Consider the following 17,803-nt stretch of genomic DNA (forward strand, 5'->3'; position numbering starts at 1 on the left):
ACACAACTTTCGTTGCTTTGCAACCCCTCTTTTTAAGCTAACTTCTTGTTTTACAAGAGGTTTTCCGAGAGGTCTACGCCGGAAGAGGTGCGCATTATAGGCACCTCAGATTTGCCGTCAAGGGTTTTATTCGGCTTTTAAGCTAATTCGTGCAAAAGCCTTCTTACCCGCCTGCACAACCTGCGTTGTGCCCAGCTTGACTATATAGGTGCGCTCTACGATTTCACCATCGACACGCACGCCTGCATTACCCAACAGGTCGCGGGCTGCCGCAGAGTTTTTGACCAGCCCCGCCTTATTAAGGAGTGCAGCAATAGGCATATCTTCTGCGGATAACAGTTCGATCTCTGGCAGATCGTCCGGCAGCTCGCCTTCTTTCATACGGTTACCCGCAGAACGGTGCGCATTGGCCGCAGCTTCTTCGCCATGGAATCGCGCGACGATTTCTTCAGCCAGCTTGATTTTGATATCGCGCGGATTAGCACCCGCCTCAACGTCGCGCTTGAACTGATTGATCTCGTCCATCGAGCGGAAGCTCAACAACTCGAAGTAGCGCCACATCAATGAATCAGGCATCGAGACTAACTTATTATAGATAGCCCCCGGCGCCTCCTGAATACCGATGTAGTTGCCCAGCGACTTCGACATCTTCTTCACACCATCCAGACCTTCCAATAAAGGCATGGTTACGATGCACTGGGATGGCTGACCATATGAACGCTGCAGCTCACGCCCCATCAACAGATTAAACTTTTGATCGGTGCCGCCCAGCTCAACATCTGCCTTTAAAGCGACAGAGTCATAACCCTGGACCAATGGGTACAGGAACTCATGAATCGCGATTGGCTGATTGGTTGTGTAGCGCTTATTAAAGTCATCACGCTCAAGCATGCGCGCCACGGTGTATTGCGAAGCCAGCTTAATAAAGTCAGCCGGCGTCAGTTGCTCCATCCATGTCGAGTTGAATGCAACCTCGGTCTTGGCTGGATCGAGAATCTTGAACACTTGGGCTTTATAGGTTTCGGCATTATCCAAGACCTGCTCACGGGTCAAGGGTGGGCGCGTTGCACTCTTGCCGCTTGGGTCGCCAATCATTCCCGTGAAATCACCAATCAGGAAAATCACCTGATGGCCCAGCTCTTGAAACTGGCGCAGCTTATTAATAAGCACGGTGTGACCGAGATGCAGATCAGGCGCGGTTGGATCAAAGCCCGCTTTAATCCGCAGCGGCTGACCGCGCTTGAGCTTCTCGACCAACTCGGATTCAACCAAGACTTCCTCTGCGCCGCGCTTAATCAGCGCTAGCTGCTCTTCAACCGACTTCATGGCAGGACTCATGACCACTAAAAATAAAGGTGAACAACGATACAAGATCGTAGGCAAATGACAAGTTTTGCCAAGTGACAAACAAACTTACACCTTAGCGTTGCCATCGAGGGTTGCCTCGAGGGCAATTTGGTTATATTTTATACAGTTAGTACATATTCATCATGTACTACCTACTTTATATCTTTTTCTTTTCATCTTTTCGTAGTCAAAAGCCACCTATGACAAATATAACTAGCAAAAAGCCACCGCTGTACCCCAAAACCCACATTCTCGCGGCTAGCGGCGTCGCCGCCATCCTCAGCCTTGCCCTTCTGGTGTTTCCCACACGGGAAGTAGAAGCCAAAAAGACCTACATCGGTCTGGAGATGGACAACCCAGCAGAGCAGTTCGAGCCAGGCAGCGATGCCGCCGACCTCATCAATCCCGAAGATCCAGTAGCCGCCCCATTCGCCAATATCGCTCCCCCAGAACAAGATGAAGCCACCGCCTCTGTTGCACCTGAGCCAGTAGAGCCCGCCGCAGACCCACGCGAACGCCGGCTAACTGTAGAGAAAGGCGATACCCTGTCGACCTTGTTCGAGCGCGCAAATATCTCCGCCAGCACACTGCATGAAGTACTCAGCAGCAGCAAAGAGGCGAAAAAGCTTACCCAAATCAAAGCGGGTCAGGTTTTGGATTTCAAACTCAACGATAAGGGCGAGTTTGAAAGCTTAACCAGCAAGCTGAGTGACATGGAAACCGTCAGCATCGCCAAAACCGACGATGGCTATGCATTCAAGCGTGATCTGGTTGAGCCTGAAGTTCGTGACTCCTATGCCCATGGCGTAATTCGCAGCTCTTTGTCCCAGGCAGGCCAACGCTCCGGACTGCCACATAGCCTAACCATGCAACTGGCTAATATTTTCGGCTACGACATCGATTTCGCCATGGATATCCGCAACGGCGACGAATTTGAAGTGATCTACGAAGATAAGCTGGTCAATGGCAAGCGCGTTGGCAGCGGTAATATTCTTTCTGCACGCTTTACCAATCGCGGCAAGGCTTACACCGCAGTGCGATACACCGACAAACGCGGCAACACCACGTACTACGGTGCTGACGGCAAGAGCATGCGCAAGGCCTTTATTCGCACGCCGGTGGATTTCGCCCGTATCAGCTCGCGCTTCTCCAACGGCCGTCGTCATCCAATCCTGAACAAAATTCGCGCGCACAAAGGTGTTGATTACGCAGCACCACGTGGCACACCGATCAAGGCCACCGGCGATGGCAAGATTCTTTCGGCAGGACGTCGTGGTGGCTATGGCAATGCGATCGTGATTCAGCACGGCCAACGCTACCGTACACTTTATGGCCACATGCAGGGGTTTGCTAAAGGTATTCGTACCGGCAGCACCGTCAAGCAAGGACAGATCATTGGCTACATTGGCACGACTGGGCTGTCCACCGGTCCACATTTACATTATGAGTTCCAGGTTAACGGCGTTCACGTAGACCCACTGAGCCAGAAACTGCCTATGGCAGACCCAATCGCTAAAAATGAAAAGGCTCGATTCATGGCGATAAGTAAGCCGTTAATGGCACAAATGGACCAAGAGCGCAGCACTTTGCTTGCGCAAAACAAGCGTTAACGCCAATGCCCTACTATATAGGTGTGATGTCTGGTACCAGTCTCGATGGCCTGGACATCGCCCTAATCGAGCAACAAGACAATACCCGGCTCGTCGCCAGCCACTACATTGCAATGCCAGATGACTTGCGTGCAGAGCTTCTGGGGCTGTGCTCATCAGGCTCTGATGAGTTAGCACGGGCAGCACTGGCCGAACAACGCTGGGTCAAACTGGCCGCCCAAGGTGTCGCCGCAGTACTGGCCGACTCGGGCCTGAAAGCTGAAGCTGTCCGTGCCATTGGAAGCCACGGACAAACGGTCCGCCATGAACCCGCTCGCGGATTCACCATACAAATAGATAACCCCGCCCTTCTCGCTGAACTCACCGGAATTACCGTGGTTGCGGACTTTCGCCGCCGCGACGTTGCGGCTGGCGGACAGGGCGCACCTCTGGTTCCTGCATTTCATCAAGCCTTGTTTGGTGAAGGCCGAGGTCAGCGAGCAGTACTCAATATTGGTGGCTTCAGCAACTTGAGCCTGATTGAAGCGGATGACCATGTTCACGGCTTCGACTCTGGTCCCGGCAACGTGCTGCTCGACGCGTGGATTCAGCGCCAGCAACAGCTCAGCTATGACCGGAACGGGGCATGGGCTGCCAGTGGCCAAGTTCAAGCAGATTTACTCAAAACACTTTATGGCAATCCCTTCTTCCAAACCAAGGGCCCCAAAAGTACCGGGCGCGAGCTGTTTAATCTGGCATGGCTGGAACAACAACTGCAAACCTTGCCCAGCTATAAAGCTGAAGATATCCAGGCAACCTTGCTCGAACTGACGGCGCAAAGCATCGTTGATTCCTTGCAGGCAGCCCAATCCGATACCCAAGAGCTGCTGGTTTGCGGCGGCGGTGCGCACAATTCGGCGCTAATGCAGCGCTTGGCTCAACTTCTGCCTAAATGCCGGGTTGCCAGCACGGCAGCCTATGGCGTGCCTGCTGACTGGGTTGAAGCCATGGCGTTTGCCTGGCTAGCTCATTGCTGCCTGGAGAATATTTGCGCAAACCGCCCGAGCGTCACTGGCGCCAGCGGCCTGCGCGTACTCGGCGCTATCTACCCTGTCTGAGCAACGACGCGCAGGTACCAAAAAGCCGCGATAGTCGCGGCTTTTTAATGTCCAACAGCTTTATACACCTGACTAAAGCATGCCCTTTAAATCGAAAAGGACGAGCCACAGCCACAGGTGGTGGTGGCATTAGGATTCTTGATCACGAACCGTGAGCCCTCAAGCCCTTCTTGATAATCGACTTCAGCGCCTGCCAGATACTGGAAGCTCATTGGATCAACCACAAGGCTAACGCCCTCGCGCTCGACGATGGTGTCATCATCCGCGAGTTCTTCATCAAAGGTAAAACCGTACTGAAAGCCAGAGCAACCACCGCCTGTGACAAACACACGCAGTTTCAAACGAGGATTACCCTCCTCGTCAACCAGGCTCTTCACCTTGCTTGCAGCACCTTGAGTAAATTGCAAAGCCGTGGGGGTGAAGGTTTCGACGCTCATGCTGACTATCTCCCGGCGCTAAGCGCCATACTGCGTTGCGGCTATTATCCGCTTACCCTACAAAAGCGGTCAACTATTGTACAACCTCTGGTTCATCATCGACTATATTTTCTGGCAGCTCGAGCGGTCGCGCCTGATCTTTTAAATGGCACAAGCTGCCCTCAATCTGCGCGCCCATGGCCATTTCCATCAAGCCATAATAGAGGTTGCCCTGCACCCTAGCCCGTGAACCAAGTTCAAGATGCTGGCTGGCGTAGACATTGCCCACCACCTCGCCGTCTATCACTATATGGGGGGCGCGGATCTCACCTTCAACCTTGCCCTCAACACTGATACGGACCATACCCTCACTGGTAACCAGGTTACCGATGACCTGCCCGTCCACCTGCACGGCACCCAAAAATTTCAAATCACCACTCAGTGCCGCACCCGCTGAAATCAGGCTGGTCTTACCGCTAAAGCGTTGCAAATCAGGCTTGGATTTATTTTTATTCCACATGGGGGCTGCTTACTCTTTGTCTAACCATTTGAATGTGCGCTCCAGCGGTTTCTCGCCTTTGATCTCGGCGCGCACTCGTATCTGATTCGGCTCAAAACCGTCGGGCAATTCAAGCTCAGCAAATCGTCCGGCCTCCGGAATCGACTTGAAATGCTTGAAGGTGTATGGGATCAGCTTGTCTTTAAATGGCACAAACTCATCATCCGTAAGACTAGAAAGCTCAAGTACAACCTTGTCCTTGGCCCCTTGGCTGCCCTCGACAGTGATGTGCAACTGGCCATTTAAGGGTTTGTCATCTTTACCCACACGACTAAGCAGCAACTTGTAGCGAAAACGCTGGGGGTTTTCCGTTGCCTGCAGCTCAAACTTGCGAATTCGCAGACCTTCTCGTCGGCTTGCCGGTGCCAGTACACCTTTATAGAATGACAAATCCTGCTGTTCTTTGAAGATTTGCTCTTCAAGTAGCTTAATGGTCAGGCGATTTTGTTCGTTGGCCTTCTCTGCAACGCTTGCTCCGCTCACAGCGATGGCCATCTGAGCGTGCAAGTCATCCAGCTGACTTTCTTGCTCAGCAATGCGCTTTGCCATTGGTTTGATTTCAGCTGCAATCGATTCAGCCTGCTGCAGTTGCCATTGCATGCCGGCGTAAAACGCCGCCGGTAAAGCAAGGAGCAGCAGCAGTACAAGAACACGCACCCGTCCTGAGCGGTCAGGACCGCTTGGACGTACTTCCCAACCCGCCATTACGGCAGCAAAGCAGCATGCGATAAGCCTGCTCGCTCATCAAAACCAAACATGATGTTCATGTTCTGAACGGCTTGGCCCGATGCGCCTTTGACCAAGTTATCGATCACCGAAAGCACCACCACCAGTTCGCCACCCTGCGGGCGGTGCACGGCTATCCGGCACACATTGGCGCCACGCACACTGCGGGTTTCCGGGTGGCTGCCTGCAGGCATTACATCAACAAAAGGCTCGTTGGCGTAACGCTTTTCAAACAGCGCCTGCAGGTCAACGTCGGTATCAACCACTGTCGCGTACAGCGTTGAGTGAATGCCACGGATCATAGGTGTTAAATGGGGTACAAATGTCAGTCCCACGTTTTGACCCGCAGCGCGGCGCAAGCCTTGACTGATCTCAGGCAAATGACGATGGCCTTTAACCGCATAAGCCTTCATGTTCTCGCCAGCCTCACTGAACAAAGACCCCACGCTGGCACCTCGGCCGGCACCACTAACACCTGATTTACAATCCGCAATCAAGCGGCTTGGATCGGCCAAGCCGGCCTCAAGTAGCGGAATAAAACCCAACTGAGTTGCCGTGGGGTAGCAACCTGGAACGGCAATCAAGCGCGCGCCCTTGATTGCTTCACGGTTGACCTCTGGTAAGCCGTATACCGCTTCAGCCAGTAACTCGGGAGCCCCATGTGGCTGGCCGTACCATTGCGCCCACTCTTCAGCGTTTTCCAGACGGAAGTCAGCCGATAGGTCGATGACTTTTGTTCCGGCATCAAGCAGTTCGCCAGCCAGTGCATGCGCAACGCCGTGGGGCGTGGCGAAAAACACCACGTCACAAGCACCCAGCGTTTCCACATCCGGCACGCTAAATGCCAAATCGGGGTAGTGCCCGCGCAGGTTTGGATACATCTCATCAACGCGTAGCCCAGCTTCAGAGCGCGAAGTAATGACGGTGACTTGAGCTTGCGGATGTTGCGCCAATAAACGCAGCAGTTCGACGCCGGTATAACCCGTGCCGCCAACGATTCCGACCTTAATCATTACTTGCCCCCTACAGAAAGCCACTGGAAAGCCTTTGATAATAAAGCCCTAAGACGTTACGGCCAACTAGCAGTGATGACGTATGCGTATCGGAGCACTACTATCGCGGATATATATTTCTTCAGGATCGCCTAAATGCTTTATTTGTGGCTCAAGGCCTTACACATAATTTCGATGGTTTGCTGGTTTGCCGGGCTGTTCTATTTGCCGCGGTTGTTCGTTTATCACGCCATGAGTGAAGACAGTGCCAGCCGAGAGCGATTCTGCATCATGGAGCGCAAACTCTATCGCGGCATCATGACCCCGGCCATGATCGCCACCCTGATCTTTGGTGCTGCGCTGATCAGCCTGAACCCAAGCTATTACTTCAGCCAAGGCTGGATGCACGCCAAGCTAGTATTCGTCATACTTTTGATCGGTTATCAGCATATGTGCGGTGCACAACTTAAGCGCTTCGCTTTAGGCGAGAATAGCCGCAGCCATGTGTTTTACCGCTGGTTTAACGAGGCACCGGTGCTGGCATTAATTGGCATTGTTATCTTGGTCATCGTCCGCCCGTTCTGACTTCATCCCAACCCTCAACAACTTACAATAAGGTGCAGTGATGTCATTACCCCAACTGCTTGAACAAGGCTTACGCCTGCCAGTCGTTGCCGCCCCGATGTTTCTGGTTTCCAATCCCGCACTGGTGACTGCCTGCTGTAATAACGGGATTGTCGGCAGCTTTCCGGCCCTTAACCAACGCGAGAGCAGTGGCTTTAGCGCATGGATTGATGAAATAGAAGCCGGACTCGATGACAGTGCCGCCCCCTATGCGGTGAACCTAATCGTGCATGGCACAAATCCCCGCCTGCAGGCCGACCTAGCGATTTGTGTAGCGAAGCGCGTGCCCATTGTTATCACCAGCCTGGGCGCGGTAAAAGAAGTCGTCGATGCAGTTCACAGCTACGGCGGCCTAGTATTTCACGACGTGACGACCCGTCGTCATGGAGAAAAGGCAGCCGAAGCCGGTGTCGATGGACTTATTGCAGTTGCGGCCGGTGCCGGTGGCCATGCAGGCACTTGGAGCCCTTTTGCCCTGATTGCTGAACTGCGTCAGTTCTTCGATAAAACCTTGCTGCTCTCCGGCTGCCTTAATCACGGTCATGAGATTTTAGCGGCACAAATCCTTGGCGCCGACTTGGCCTACATGGGCACCCGCTTTATAGCCACACAAGAGAGTGATGCCGAAACCGAATACAAACAGATGATTACTCAGGCTAAAGCCGCGGACATCATCCACACCCCAGCAGTGTCCGGTATTCCGGCCAGCTTTATGCGCCAAAGTTTAGAGCGCGCCGGCTACGATATGGCGAAGCTGCAGCATAAAGGTGAAGTCAATTACGGCGATAAACTCAAGCCGATCAATGATGAAGCCAAAGCATGGAAGACCGTGTGGTCAGCAGGGCAAGGTGTAGGCGAAATCAATGAGGTCCCGGACGTTAAATCGCTAATTGCACGACTGGATCACGAGTATAAGGTCGCTCAAGAACGCACACTGCGTTTACAACAGCGCCAAGGGCATCAATAATCACTGCCCAAGGGCAAATTGCCATCAATATTCTCAATGGCACATCGCTGTTAACCAACATGTGCCATGAAAGTCCGTCCGTATATTCCAAGCTGTGCGCGAACGGCGCGACCAGCTATCCCTAACGACACACTAGCGCCGACAAGGATGCTCGCATGACACAAGCCCGCTTTAAGATTGTTTTCAATGGTGAGTTGATGCCCGACGTGGCACTGGAGACCGCGAAAGACAATCTGGCCAAGTTGTTCAAGAGTGACAACGCCCGCATCAACACACTGTTTAGCGGTAGCTCCATCGCCCTTAAGCGCGACCTGCTTGAAGACGAGGCGGACAAGTACATTGCTGTTCTTGAGCGTGCCGGCGCTAAAGCGCGCAAGGAACCTGATCTGGCGGCGAGCCTTTCGCTGGTTGATACCGAAGATCATAGCCAAACGATTGATTCACCGGAAACGATGACGTGCCCAAAATGTGGGCATCAACAGGCTAAAGCCATCGAGTGCTCGGCATGCGGCATTGTTATCGAGAAGTTTTTGGCGCGACAAGCGGCACAGGAAGAGGCTGCAAAAAGTGCACCTGTAGCGGCGCCCGCAGTTGCTGCGGCACCAGCACCTGCGGCGCATACACCCTACGCCCCACCTCAAGCTCCAGTGGGCGAGCGTCTGCCTGAATTTGGCGAGCTTAAGCCATTCACCACCGATGGTCGTATTGGGCGCTTACGCTTCTTGGCCTGGACGTTGGTGTTGATGCTCGTTTGCGCGCCGCTATTTGGTATCGCCGCAGCAGGCTTCGCACTGTCGGCAATTATCGGCGGGATCTTGATGCTCGTCGTCGGTATCGCAGTGATAGTTGTCGGGGTGATGATCAACGTCCAGCGCCTGCACGATCTCGGTTGGTCTGGCTGGCTTTTACTCATAACCGTAATTCCCGTCGTCGGCAGCGTCTTCAGTCTGCTAATGGTCGTCATGCCCGGCACCAAAGGGCCCAACCGTTACGGCCCAATGCCGCCTGCGAACAGCACTGCAGTTAAGGTGCTTGCTTGCCTGTGGATTGCGTTGATTATCGCTGGGGTTATTGCCGGTATCGCTATGCCTACAGCATTCACAGGTCTAGAGCCGTAAGATAAGGCAAATCGCCTTAACTGCATGGGGTCGCCGTTGACCCCATCACGGAGAACTGCCTGATGTCTCGATATGCCCTGGTTACTGGAGCAACTAGCGGAATAGGCTTAGCGCTCGCTGAGGCACTCGCTAGGCGCGGACGCAACTTACTCTTGGTCGCCCGCCAACGTGATGCGTTGGAAAGCGTCGCCGCAGAATTAGCGCAACGCTTTTCGGTAGAGGTGTTAATCCGCGCCTGTGATCTGAGTAAGCCGATCCAGTTAACGGGTTTGTTAATGGAGTTGGAGGAAGGCACCTACTCCATTGATCTGCTGGTTAACAATGCAGGGCTGGGGACTTCCGGCGCATTCGTGGCCCAGGACTGGCAACAAGAACAACAGCTCATTGAGGTCAACATGCTCGCACTGGCGCGGCTGTGCCACTGCGTCGGCAACATCATGGCAGGCCAAGGCAACGGCCAGATTCTTAACGTCGCCTCTGTCGCGGCTTTTCAGCCAGGTCCGTGGATGGCCAACTACTACGCCAGCAAAGCCTATGTGTTGCATTTATCCGAAGCGCTCCGCGAAGAGCTCAAGGAACATGGCGTGGCGGTATCCGTGCTCTGCCCCGGCCCAACGCGAAGCGCATTTTTCGCCAAAGCAGCGCTGGATGACCGGCGACTGCGAAATAGCAAATTGATGATGAGCGCGGAAGAAGTTGCTCTGATATCCGTTCGGGCACTGGACAAGAACCGAGCGATCATTATTCCTGGATGGCGCAATCGCTTGTTGGCCCTTTCGCCCAAATTAGGGCCGCGCTGGCTAGTGAGAAGAATCAGTGCGCGTCTCAATCGCCATTTTCTAGCTCAGAGTTGATCGCTGGCGGCTACGGTTCGATCTTTTGCCCAGTTGCGCAATGCAGTGAGATGTTCAGCCATCACCACCGACAGTGGCGACGTACTCTGAATCCCTTGCTGAAGCAGGGCCATATCAACTGACTGCTGCCGCGCCTGCGCGACATAAAGAGCGCTGACTACCAACTGCTCGATCTCGGCGCCGGAAAAGCCCTCACTGACACTCGCCAGCAACTCCAGGTCAAATTGCTGGGGCTCAAGCTGACGACGTTTAAGGTGGATGCTGAAAATTTCTGCACGGGTAGCCGCATTCGGCAAATCGACAAAAAACATTTCATCGAAGCGCCCTTTGCGCACCAATTCCGGGGGGAGCCGCTCTATCACGTTTGCAGTCGCAACCATAAATACCGGAGATTTACGCTCGGCCATCCACGTGAGCAGCGTTCCCAATACTCGTTGGCTCACGCCACCGTCATTATCACCACTGGCCAAGCCTTTCTCGATTTCATCGACCCACAGCACGCACGGTGACATCTGCTCGGCCAATTTCAGGGCCTCACGCAAGTTGCGTTCGGTTTCACCAAAAAACTTGTTATACAGGCTGGCAAAATCCAGACGCAGCAGCGGCAGTCCCCAGAGACCGGCAATTGCTTTTGCGGCCAGACTTTTACCGCCACCTTGGACGCCAACAAGTAGCACGCCTTTAGGTAAGTCTTGCGCTGTGGCCTCGATAAACGCAGTTTGCCTATCGGCCAGCCAGCGTTTGAGGTTCTCCAAACCGCCGACATCGGCAAAGTGCGCGGTTTCGTACTCAAAGCTGAGTACGCTTTCAAGATCAAGCAGTTGCGACTTGGCCTTGTTCAACTCCGGTAAATCTTCCTGAGTAATAGCACCATCATCACAAATGACCTTGCGCGCCAGGATGCGCGCCTCTGCGTGGCTCATCCCGCGTAGATTCTTGACCACCTGCTGCAATGTACGATTGTCGGTGCGGACACGGGTATTTCGGTTGCGTTCGCTCCAGCGCGCGGCTTCTTCGCGGACAATCGCCAGCAACTCATCCTCGCTTGGCAATGCCAGGCTGAAACGGGCGGCGTAGCGCTGGATTTCAGGCGGCAGCGGGAATGCATGGGAGACCAGAACCACTGTTGGCTTATGCGGGCTTTCATCCATGGCAATTTCTTTAAGCAGGCGCACCAGCTTTGGGTTATCCAGCATAAAGGGGTGCAAATCACATAGAACGTAAAGGTTCGGCTGCGGATCAGCCTTGATCAACCTCAGTGCTGATTCAGGTTCAAGGGAGCTTTCCCCGCTAGGCGCCTGCGTTGCAAACCCAAAATGCTGGATACCCTCAGTGATTGCCCAGGTGTACAAACCTAACCCACGCTTAACCGCCAGGCTGGTCAGGGTTTGCAGAACGCGCATCTCATCCCACGACTCGATCAAAACCAATTTGATTTTCGAGTCGAGCACCAAGCCGAGGTCGTGTATGTCGTTTTTCAATGCAACTCCCAGAAAATTTCCGCCCCTGCTGACAGGAACGCACTATTCGCCTGAGCCCCAAAACCGGGCGCAGCCTACCTCTAGCGTCGTGGCAGCAGCCATTGCTCTAAAAGTATGGCTGAAGACGACGATAATAATGCGGCGGCACAAGATATTCATTTAACGCTGCTAGCTTTCATTGATACAGGGTGAGAACTGATCACCAACTGTAAGCAAATACCGCTAATTAGCCCGCTAACTCAAGCAAAGACGCCCAGGCGGCGAGGGAATGCCCGGTTGATCTCGGTCAAGCCATAGCTTGCTGATTAGCGTAAACTCTAGCTAATTGTTCTCGCCGGAGGTTATCCCATGGCCAGTGACCGCCAGTATTCCCCAGTTGACCGCCTGTTATTGCAGGCCGACGTTGCATTGCGCACGCTGCTACCTTTCAGCGGTCAGCCAACCCGCCCATCACCTGCCGTTGTGCAGCCAGACACTGAACTCGATGAGCAGCAGGCCAAACATATTGCTGGCTTGATGCGCATCAACCACACCGGTGAAGTGTGCGCGCAAGCGTTGTATCAAGGTCAGGCGTTGACCGCTAAACTGCCCGAGGTTCGGGCGGCAATGGAACACTCCGCGGATGAGGAAGTGGACCACTTGGCGTGGTGCGAACAACGCATTCACCAGCTTGGCAGCCGGCCGAGCGTGTTCAATCCACTGTTCTATGGGTTGTCCTTTGGTGTTGGCGCACTCGCGGGTTTGGTCAGCGACAAAGTCAGCCTAGGCTTTGTCGCCGCGACAGAAGACCAAGTGGTTAAACACCTGGATGAGCACTTGGAGCAAGTGCCGGCTCATGATGAAAAGACCCGGGCGATTCTTGAGCAAATGCGTGAAGACGAGAGTCATCACGCCAACACGGCGCTCGAAGCCGGTGGCATTAAATTCCCGCGCCCCGTGAAGCTTGGCATGACCTTGCTCTCTAAAGTCATGACAAAAAGCGCTTATCGCATCTGACTGTGCGAATACCACGCGTTTGATAAAAGCTAAGCAGCAGCCGTAAAAAAACCCGCATGGCGGGTTTTTTTATTCAGCACGGGTTCTACTTGGGCATATTGCGCGCGTAGAAAATCTCAAGCATCTCGTGACGCAAGCGTCCTTCAACCTGCTGACGTTGTTCTGGGGTCAGACTGCGCGTGGCATCACCAAACAGGTAGTCATCCAAGTCGTAGTTCTTGAGCAACATTTTGGTGTGGAACAGGTTTTCCTGATACACGTTAACGTCTGTCATTTGATAGGCGTCTTGGGTGTCATCAGAAAGGTAGTTCTGGATCGAATTGATCTCGTGATCGATAAAGTGCTTCTTGCCTTCAACGTCACGGGTAAACCCACGAACGCGGTAATCGACGGTCACGATGTCCGAATCAAATTGATGGATCAGGTAATTCAACGCCTTCAGCGGTGAAATTACCCCGCAGGTCGATACATCAATATCAACCCGAAAAGTGGCAATGCCATCTACCGGATGGATTTCCGGGTAGGTATGGACGGTGATGTGGCTTTTATCCAGATGCGCAAGGATAGTCTCAGGCAGCGGGCCTGGTGACTCCTCGATCTGACTTTCGGTCGGTTCAACCGGCTGCTCGGAGATCAGGATGGTTACGCTTGCGCCTTGCGGCTCGTAATCCTGGCGGGCAATGTTGAGGATATTGGCACCGATAATGTCAACAACATCAGTGAGAATCTGCGTCAGGCGCTCAGCATCGTACTCTTCGTCGATGTACTGAACATAAGCCTGCTGGTCTTCCGGCGTTTCCGCGTAGCAGATGTCATAGATGTTGAAGCTCAAGGTCTTGGTCAGGTTGTTAAACCCATGGAGCTTGAGTCTGCTTTTCACCGTTTTAAAACTCTCTATAGAAAGCGGCAGGGCCGCGTGGTCGAGCATGCCCGTCAACCGTAAAGTACCCGGCTGCGTAGGACGGTTAACACCTCTTCGCTTTGGCGATTTTGGTTATGTGTACGAAGCGCATGGCGCCCCTAAAAAGGGGCGCCATTATGCAGATGCAAAGCACCGCCCGCCAGAGTGTGAACGGTGCAAATGATAAAACTATGTCAGCGCCCGGCTAAAAGACGGAATCAAAGCGTGAATACACCGCTTATTACGCTTGGCCGAGTTCGATAATCTCGTAGTCGTGACTGATCTCAACCCCACCGCGCGCGAGCATGATTGAAGCAGAGCAATACTTTTCAGCCGACAACTCGACCGCACGTTTGACCTGGGCGTCTTTCAAGCCACGGCCCTTCACCACGAAATGCAGGTGAATCTTGGTGAAAACCTTAGGTTCCTCACCTGCACGCTCGGCTTCAACGAATGCCTCGCAGCTTTCAACTGCCTGCCGTGACTTCTTGAGAATGCTCACCACATCGAAATTGCTGCAGCCACCGAGGCCGATCAGCACCATCTCCATGGGCCGCACCCCGAGGTTACGTCCGCCGCTTTCCGGAGGCCCATCCATCACCACGGCATGACCACTACCCGACTCACCAATAAAAAGGGCTTCACCGGCCCATTGAATGCGCGCTTTCATTATCAAGCCTCCGCTGATGAAAAGTCCGGCAGCTTAACAGCGCCGTAAACACTCGGCTATAGCCTCACTTTGGCGAAAGTTCAACTCAATGTTGTTAGCTGGGTCGCAAAATGAGGCTGTGTAAGATAGTGTTGATTAAGCTGGCGCCACTTTACTGGCACACTAGCTCACATAACTAATAAGAAAACGCCTCCAAGACAAGGCACACATTTTTTATATTTCGGGACTCGGGCATGGTCGCAATAACCCTTACACCTAAAATAAAGAACCTCGACAAGCTTCTTGCACATTGTCATCGCCGTCGTTATACGGCTAAAAGCACCATCATCTACGCGGGGGACCGCTGTGAAACCCTGTTCTTCATCGTGAAAGGTTCGGTCACGATCCTGATCGAGGATGACGACGGGCGCGAAATGATTATCGCCTACCTCAACTCCGGAGATTTCTTCGGCGAGCTGGGTTTGTTCGATAAAGAAGGCGCTGATAAAGAGCGCAGTGCCTGGGTCCGCGCCAAAACGGAGTGTGAAGTCGCAGAACTGAGCTACACCAAGTTCCGCGAACTGACCGAGCAGGACCCGGACATTCTTTATGCCCTGGGTAGTCAGATGGCTGAGCGTTTGCGCAATACCACGCGCAAGGTCGGTGACTTGGCATTTCTTGACGTCACCGGGCGTGTAGCCCGTACCCTGCTTGATCTGTGTAAGCAGCCTGATGCAATGACTCATCCTGATGGCATGCAGATCAAAATCACTCGTCAGGAAATCGGCAGGATCGTCGGCTGCTCTCGCGAGATGGTTGGCCGGGTACTCAAAGCGCTCGAAGAACAGGGCTTGGTCCACGTCAAAGGTAAAACCATGGTAGTTTTCGGTACGCGCTGATAGCGTTGGCACGCGACAACTGACATAAAAAAAACCGCTACTCAGGAATACTGAAGTAGCGGTTTTTTTTAGCCTGCGCGGCTAATCAACATCAAGGTTGCTGTTGATCAAACGCTTGCGTTCAGGAAAGAACAAACGCTCCAGTTCAACGCCCGGCTTTTCGGCGCGCATGAAGATTTCACCGACCAGAAATGCATACACCTCGTTGATTTCCATCAACTCCACGTCTGCACGGTTGAGAATACCGCTTTCGGTCACGACCAGACGCTCGCGCGGCACCTTCAGCAGCAAATCCAAGGTTGTCTCAAGATTAACCTCGAAGGTATGCAGGTTGCGGTTGTTGATGCCGATAAGTGGAGTATCCAAGGTCTTCAGCGCACGCTCCAACTCATCAGCGTCGTGCACCTCAACCAACACATCAAGATCGAATGATTTAGCCGTAGCCGCCAGCTCAGCCATTCGCACATCGTCGAGTGCCGAGACAATCAGCAAGACACAGTCTGCTCCCAATGCACGCGACTCGACGATCTGATAAGGGTCGATCATAAAGTCTTTACGGATCACCGGCAGCGAGCAGGCATTCCGCGCGATTTGGAGAAAGTGATCAGCACCCTGGAAAAAATCGATATCAGTCAATACCGACAAACAGGTTGCGCCGCCGTCTTCATAACACTTGGCGATCTCAGCAGGGTTGAAGTCTTCGCGGATTACCCCCTTGCTGGGAGAGGCTTTTTTAATCTCGGCAATGACCGCAGGTTCTTTGGTCGCCGCCTGCTCAAGCAATGCCTTGGCAAAGCCACGCGGTGCATCGGCTAGCCGAGCATCACGCTCCAGTTCACTGAGACTGGTGATGCGGTTACGCGCGGCAACCTCTTCAACTTTACGTGCAAGAATCTTTTCCAGAACTGTTGGCACGCTCACCCTTCGTTCTCCTGTTTGAATACCGCAGTGAATGATGCCAGCTCTTCCATTTTTTCCCGTGCAAGCCCCGTGCACAGTGCATCATGGGCCAGTTGCACACCTTCTTTTAGGGTGCTTGCCAAATCGGCAGCATATAACGCAGCACCCGCATTAAGGGCGATCAGGTCAGCGGCTTTTTCCCCAGCTTCGGTCTTGCGTTTACCCAACGCATCACGGATCAAGGCCAGGGATGCCTCGGGGCTGTCAACCGTAAGCCCTACAAGACTTTGGCTCTTTAAGCCTAGATCTTCCGGGAGCACTTGGTACTCGCTGATCTGCCCATCTTTTAACTCAGCAATATGGGTGGCCGCAGCAATGCTGAACTCATCCAGACCATCTTGCGAGTGCACCACCAAGATATGTTTGCTGCCCAAGCGCTTAAGCACTTCCGCCAGTGGCCGGCACAAGGCCTGGCTAAACACGCCAACGACCTGATGCTGAACAGCAGCCGGATTGGTTAGCGGGCCAAGCATATTGAACAGGGTACGCAAACCAAGCTCACGGCGTGGCCCAGCGGCATACTTCATTGCTTTGTGATGCACCTGCGCGAACATAAAGCCCACGCCGACACTGTCAATACATCGCGCGACCTGCTCTGGGGTCAAGTTCAAATAGATGCCCGACGCTTCGAGTAAGTCGGCGCTGCCGCTTTTACCCGAAACGGCCCGGTTGCCATGCTTGGCAACTTTGCCGCCCGCTGCCGCGACGACAAAGCTGGCGGCAGTTGAAACATTGAAGATATTCGCACCATCGCCACCCGTCCCTACCACATCGACAACATGGTCCAGCGTTGGCAACACCACATGGCTGGCCAGCTCGCGCATGACCGAAACCGCGCCGACGATCTCATCGATGGTCTCGCTCTTCATGCGCATGCCCATCAAGAACGCCCCAATCTGCGCCTCGGTGCATTGGCCGGTCATGATTTCGCGCATGACGTCCTGCATTTCCTCGGTGCTGAGGTCGAGCTGGCTGACGACCCGGTTCAGGGCTTGTTTGATGTCCATCAGCGCGCGCCTCCTTGCTGTTTGAGGAAATTGGCAAACAGTTCATGACCTTGTTCTGTGAGGATAGACTCAGGATGGAATTGCACCCCTTCGACATTCAAGGTCTTGTGCCGCAGGCCCATGATTTCATCGACGGCGCCGTCTTCAGTTTGTGTCCAGGCGGTCATCTCAAGGCAGTCAGGCAGCGTTTCGCGCTTAACTACCAATGAGTGGTAACGGGTCACGATCAGCGGATTGTTAAGCCCAGCGAACACACCTTTATCCAAGTGATAAACCGGGCTGGTTTTGCCGTGCATCACTTGCCGTGCACGCACGACATCACCGCCAAACGCCTGGCCAATACTCTGGTGGCCCAAACACACGCCCAACAGCGGCAGTTTACCGGCGAAGTGTTTGATCACCTCAAGCGACACACCCGCCTCATTCGGCGTGCAAGGCCCTGGCGACACCACGATGCGATCCGGCTTGAGCGCCTCGAGTTCCGCCACGGTTAGTTCATCATTGCGTACAACTTTGACCTCTTCACCCAACTCACCGAGGTACTGCACCACGTTGTAGGTAAAGGAGTCGTAATTATCGATCATCAGTAGCATGGCAGGC

The 17,803-nt window shown here is 53.7% G+C and carries 19 protein-coding genes; 8 read left to right on the forward strand and 11 right to left on the reverse strand.

The genetic code is table 11. From position 1 onward, the window contains the following. Positions 1-126: 126 nt before the first annotated feature. Positions 127-1,326 (reverse strand): tyrosine--tRNA ligase, encoded by a 1,200-nt coding sequence (gene tyrS / locus AACY09_RS15820; RefSeq protein ID WP_339489387.1) that lies wholly within the window; start codon positions 1,324-1,326, stop codon positions 127-129. A gap of 221 nt (positions 1,327-1,547) precedes the next feature. Between tyrS and AACY09_RS15825 the strand changes: the two genes are divergently transcribed. Continuing rightward, positions 1,548-2,957, forward strand: coding sequence for an OapA family protein (locus tag AACY09_RS15825; RefSeq protein WP_339489389.1), 1,410 nt, complete (start codon positions 1,548-1,550; stop codon positions 2,955-2,957). A gap of 5 nt (positions 2,958-2,962) precedes the next feature. Then, positions 2,963-4,054 (forward strand): anhydro-N-acetylmuramic acid kinase, encoded by a 1,092-nt coding sequence (locus AACY09_RS15830; protein WP_339489392.1) that lies wholly within the window; start codon positions 2,963-2,965, stop codon positions 4,052-4,054. An 86-nt stretch (positions 4,055-4,140) separates the two neighbouring features. Here AACY09_RS15830 and erpA read toward each other — a convergent pair whose 3' ends face one another. From erpA to argC, 4 genes are all read right to left on the reverse strand, one after another. After that, the gene (erpA, locus tag AACY09_RS15835) at positions 4,141-4,491 is read right to left on the reverse strand and encodes an iron-sulfur cluster insertion protein ErpA (protein ID WP_010486164.1); all 351 of its coding nucleotides are present in this window, start codon (positions 4,489-4,491) and stop codon (positions 4,141-4,143) included. 73 nt (positions 4,492-4,564) lie between these two features. After that, positions 4,565-4,990, reverse strand: a complete 426-nt coding sequence (locus AACY09_RS15840) for a bactofilin family protein (RefSeq protein ID WP_339489394.1) — start codon at positions 4,988-4,990, stop codon at positions 4,565-4,567. A 9-nt stretch (positions 4,991-4,999) separates the two neighbouring features. Beyond that, a complete protein-coding gene (locus AACY09_RS15845) occupies positions 5,000-5,734 on the reverse strand; it encodes a DUF6776 family protein (protein ID WP_339489395.1) in 735 nt (244 codons plus the stop codon). Beyond that, positions 5,734-6,768, reverse strand: a complete 1,035-nt coding sequence (argC, locus tag AACY09_RS15850) for an N-acetyl-gamma-glutamyl-phosphate reductase (RefSeq protein WP_339489396.1) — start codon at positions 6,766-6,768, stop codon at positions 5,734-5,736. The genes AACY09_RS15845 and argC overlap by 1 nt, the downstream gene beginning before the upstream one ends. A 135-nt stretch (positions 6,769-6,903) precedes the next feature. Here argC and hemJ point away from each other — a divergent pair, with 135 nt between their 5' ends. The 4 genes from hemJ to AACY09_RS15870 all read left to right on the forward strand — a co-directional run bounded on the left by hemJ (position 6,904) and on the right by AACY09_RS15870 (position 10,310). Beyond that, entirely contained in the window at positions 6,904-7,332 is a 429-nt protein-coding gene (hemJ, locus tag AACY09_RS15855) for a protoporphyrinogen oxidase HemJ (RefSeq protein ID WP_339489397.1), read from the forward strand. Positions 7,333-7,372: 40 nt separating this feature from the next. Then, positions 7,373-8,338 (forward strand): NAD(P)H-dependent flavin oxidoreductase, encoded by a 966-nt coding sequence (locus AACY09_RS15860; protein WP_339489398.1) that lies wholly within the window; start codon positions 7,373-7,375, stop codon positions 8,336-8,338. A gap of 155 nt (positions 8,339-8,493) precedes the next feature. Next, positions 8,494-9,456: a DUF805 domain-containing protein gene (locus AACY09_RS15865; RefSeq protein ID WP_339489399.1), complete on the forward strand. Its 963-nt coding sequence runs from the start codon at positions 8,494-8,496 to the stop codon at positions 9,454-9,456. 62 nt (positions 9,457-9,518) lie between these two features. Beyond that, positions 9,519-10,310 carry an SDR family NAD(P)-dependent oxidoreductase gene (locus tag AACY09_RS15870; RefSeq protein WP_339489401.1) on the forward strand — a complete coding sequence of 264 codons (792 nt, stop codon included), beginning with the start codon at positions 9,519-9,521 and terminating at the stop codon, positions 10,308-10,310. On the opposite strand, the gene AACY09_RS15875 is transcribed toward AACY09_RS15870, so the two are convergent. Next, a complete protein-coding gene (locus tag AACY09_RS15875) occupies positions 10,301-11,791 on the reverse strand; it encodes an AAA family ATPase (protein WP_339489402.1) in 1,491 nt (496 codons plus the stop codon). The genes AACY09_RS15870 and AACY09_RS15875 overlap by 10 nt on opposite strands. Before the next feature lie 348 nt (positions 11,792-12,139). Between AACY09_RS15875 and coq7 the strand changes: the two genes are divergently transcribed. Then, entirely contained in the window at positions 12,140-12,787 is a 648-nt protein-coding gene (gene coq7 / locus AACY09_RS15880; protein WP_339489404.1) for a 2-polyprenyl-3-methyl-6-methoxy-1,4-benzoquinone monooxygenase, read from the forward strand. Between the two features lie 85 nt (positions 12,788-12,872). On the opposite strand, the gene speD is transcribed toward coq7, so the two are convergent. Continuing rightward, positions 12,873-13,667: an adenosylmethionine decarboxylase gene (gene speD, locus AACY09_RS15885; RefSeq protein ID WP_339489406.1), complete on the reverse strand. Its 795-nt coding sequence runs from the start codon at positions 13,665-13,667 to the stop codon at positions 12,873-12,875. Positions 13,668-13,929: 262 nt separating this feature from the next. Then, entirely contained in the window at positions 13,930-14,358 is a 429-nt protein-coding gene (locus AACY09_RS15890; RefSeq protein WP_339489408.1) for an OsmC family protein, read from the reverse strand. A gap of 233 nt (positions 14,359-14,591) precedes the next feature. Between AACY09_RS15890 and crp the strand changes: the two genes are divergently transcribed. Next, positions 14,592-15,236, forward strand: coding sequence for a cAMP-activated global transcriptional regulator CRP (crp, locus tag AACY09_RS15895; protein ID WP_010486147.1), 645 nt, complete (start codon positions 14,592-14,594; stop codon positions 15,234-15,236). Positions 15,237-15,317: 81 nt separating this feature from the next. On the opposite strand, the gene trpC is transcribed toward crp, so the two are convergent. From trpC to AACY09_RS15910, 3 genes are read right to left on the reverse strand one after another with little or no spacing between them, the layout of a single operon-like run. Further along, positions 15,318-16,157, reverse strand: coding sequence for an indole-3-glycerol phosphate synthase TrpC (gene trpC, locus AACY09_RS15900; RefSeq protein ID WP_339489409.1), 840 nt, complete (start codon positions 16,155-16,157; stop codon positions 15,318-15,320). Continuing rightward, positions 16,154-17,203 (reverse strand): anthranilate phosphoribosyltransferase, encoded by a 1,050-nt coding sequence (trpD, locus tag AACY09_RS15905; protein ID WP_339489411.1) that lies wholly within the window; start codon positions 17,201-17,203, stop codon positions 16,154-16,156. The genes trpC and trpD overlap by 4 nt, the downstream gene beginning before the upstream one ends. Continuing rightward, positions 17,203-17,796 carry an aminodeoxychorismate/anthranilate synthase component II gene (locus tag AACY09_RS15910; RefSeq protein WP_339489412.1) on the reverse strand — a complete coding sequence of 198 codons (594 nt, stop codon included), beginning with the start codon at positions 17,794-17,796 and terminating at the stop codon, positions 17,203-17,205. Before AACY09_RS15910 ends, trpD begins: the two co-directional genes overlap by 1 nt. Between the last annotated feature and the right edge of the window lie 7 nt (positions 17,797-17,803).

The sequence above is a fragment of the Pseudomonas sp. EL_65y_Pfl2_R95 genome (genome assembly GCF_963971045.1).
In the GTDB taxonomy this organism is placed as follows: Bacteria; Pseudomonadota; Gammaproteobacteria; order Pseudomonadales; family Pseudomonadaceae; genus Aquipseudomonas.

Bases quoted from the DNA above. Each gene is read 5' to 3' on its own strand.
- tyrS (WP_339489387.1), bottom strand. From the start codon at position 1,326: ATGAAGTCGGTTGAAGAGCAGCTAGCGCTGATTAAGCGCGGCGCAGAG.
- AACY09_RS15825 (WP_339489389.1), top strand. From the start codon at position 1,548: ATGACAAATATAACTAGCAAAAAGCCACCGCTGTACCCCAAAACCCAC.
- AACY09_RS15830 (WP_339489392.1), top strand. From the start codon at position 2,963: ATGCCCTACTATATAGGTGTGATGTCTGGTACCAGTCTCGATGGCCTG.
- erpA (WP_010486164.1), bottom strand. From the start codon at position 4,491: ATGAGCGTCGAAACCTTCACCCCCACGGCTTTGCAATTTACTCAAGGT.
- AACY09_RS15840 (WP_339489394.1), bottom strand. From the start codon at position 4,990: ATGTGGAATAAAAATAAATCCAAGCCTGATTTGCAACGCTTTAGCGGT.
- AACY09_RS15845 (WP_339489395.1), bottom strand. From the start codon at position 5,734: ATGGCGGGTTGGGAAGTACGTCCAAGCGGTCCTGACCGCTCAGGACGG.
- argC (WP_339489396.1), bottom strand. From the start codon at position 6,768: ATGATTAAGGTCGGAATCGTTGGCGGCACGGGTTATACCGGCGTCGAA.
- hemJ (WP_339489397.1), top strand. From the start codon at position 6,904: ATGCTTTATTTGTGGCTCAAGGCCTTACACATAATTTCGATGGTTTGC.
- AACY09_RS15860 (WP_339489398.1), top strand. From the start codon at position 7,373: ATGTCATTACCCCAACTGCTTGAACAAGGCTTACGCCTGCCAGTCGTT.
- AACY09_RS15865 (WP_339489399.1), top strand. From the start codon at position 8,494: ATGACACAAGCCCGCTTTAAGATTGTTTTCAATGGTGAGTTGATGCCC.
- AACY09_RS15870 (WP_339489401.1), top strand. From the start codon at position 9,519: ATGTCTCGATATGCCCTGGTTACTGGAGCAACTAGCGGAATAGGCTTA.
- coq7 (WP_339489404.1), top strand. From the start codon at position 12,140: ATGGCCAGTGACCGCCAGTATTCCCCAGTTGACCGCCTGTTATTGCAG.
- AACY09_RS15890 (WP_339489408.1), bottom strand. From the start codon at position 14,358: ATGAAAGCGCGCATTCAATGGGCCGGTGAAGCCCTTTTTATTGGTGAG.
- crp (WP_010486147.1), top strand. From the start codon at position 14,592: ATGGTCGCAATAACCCTTACACCTAAAATAAAGAACCTCGACAAGCTT.
- trpD (WP_339489411.1), bottom strand. From the start codon at position 17,203: ATGGACATCAAACAAGCCCTGAACCGGGTCGTCAGCCAGCTCGACCTC.
- AACY09_RS15910 (WP_339489412.1), bottom strand. From the start codon at position 17,796: ATGCTACTGATGATCGATAATTACGACTCCTTTACCTACAACGTGGTG.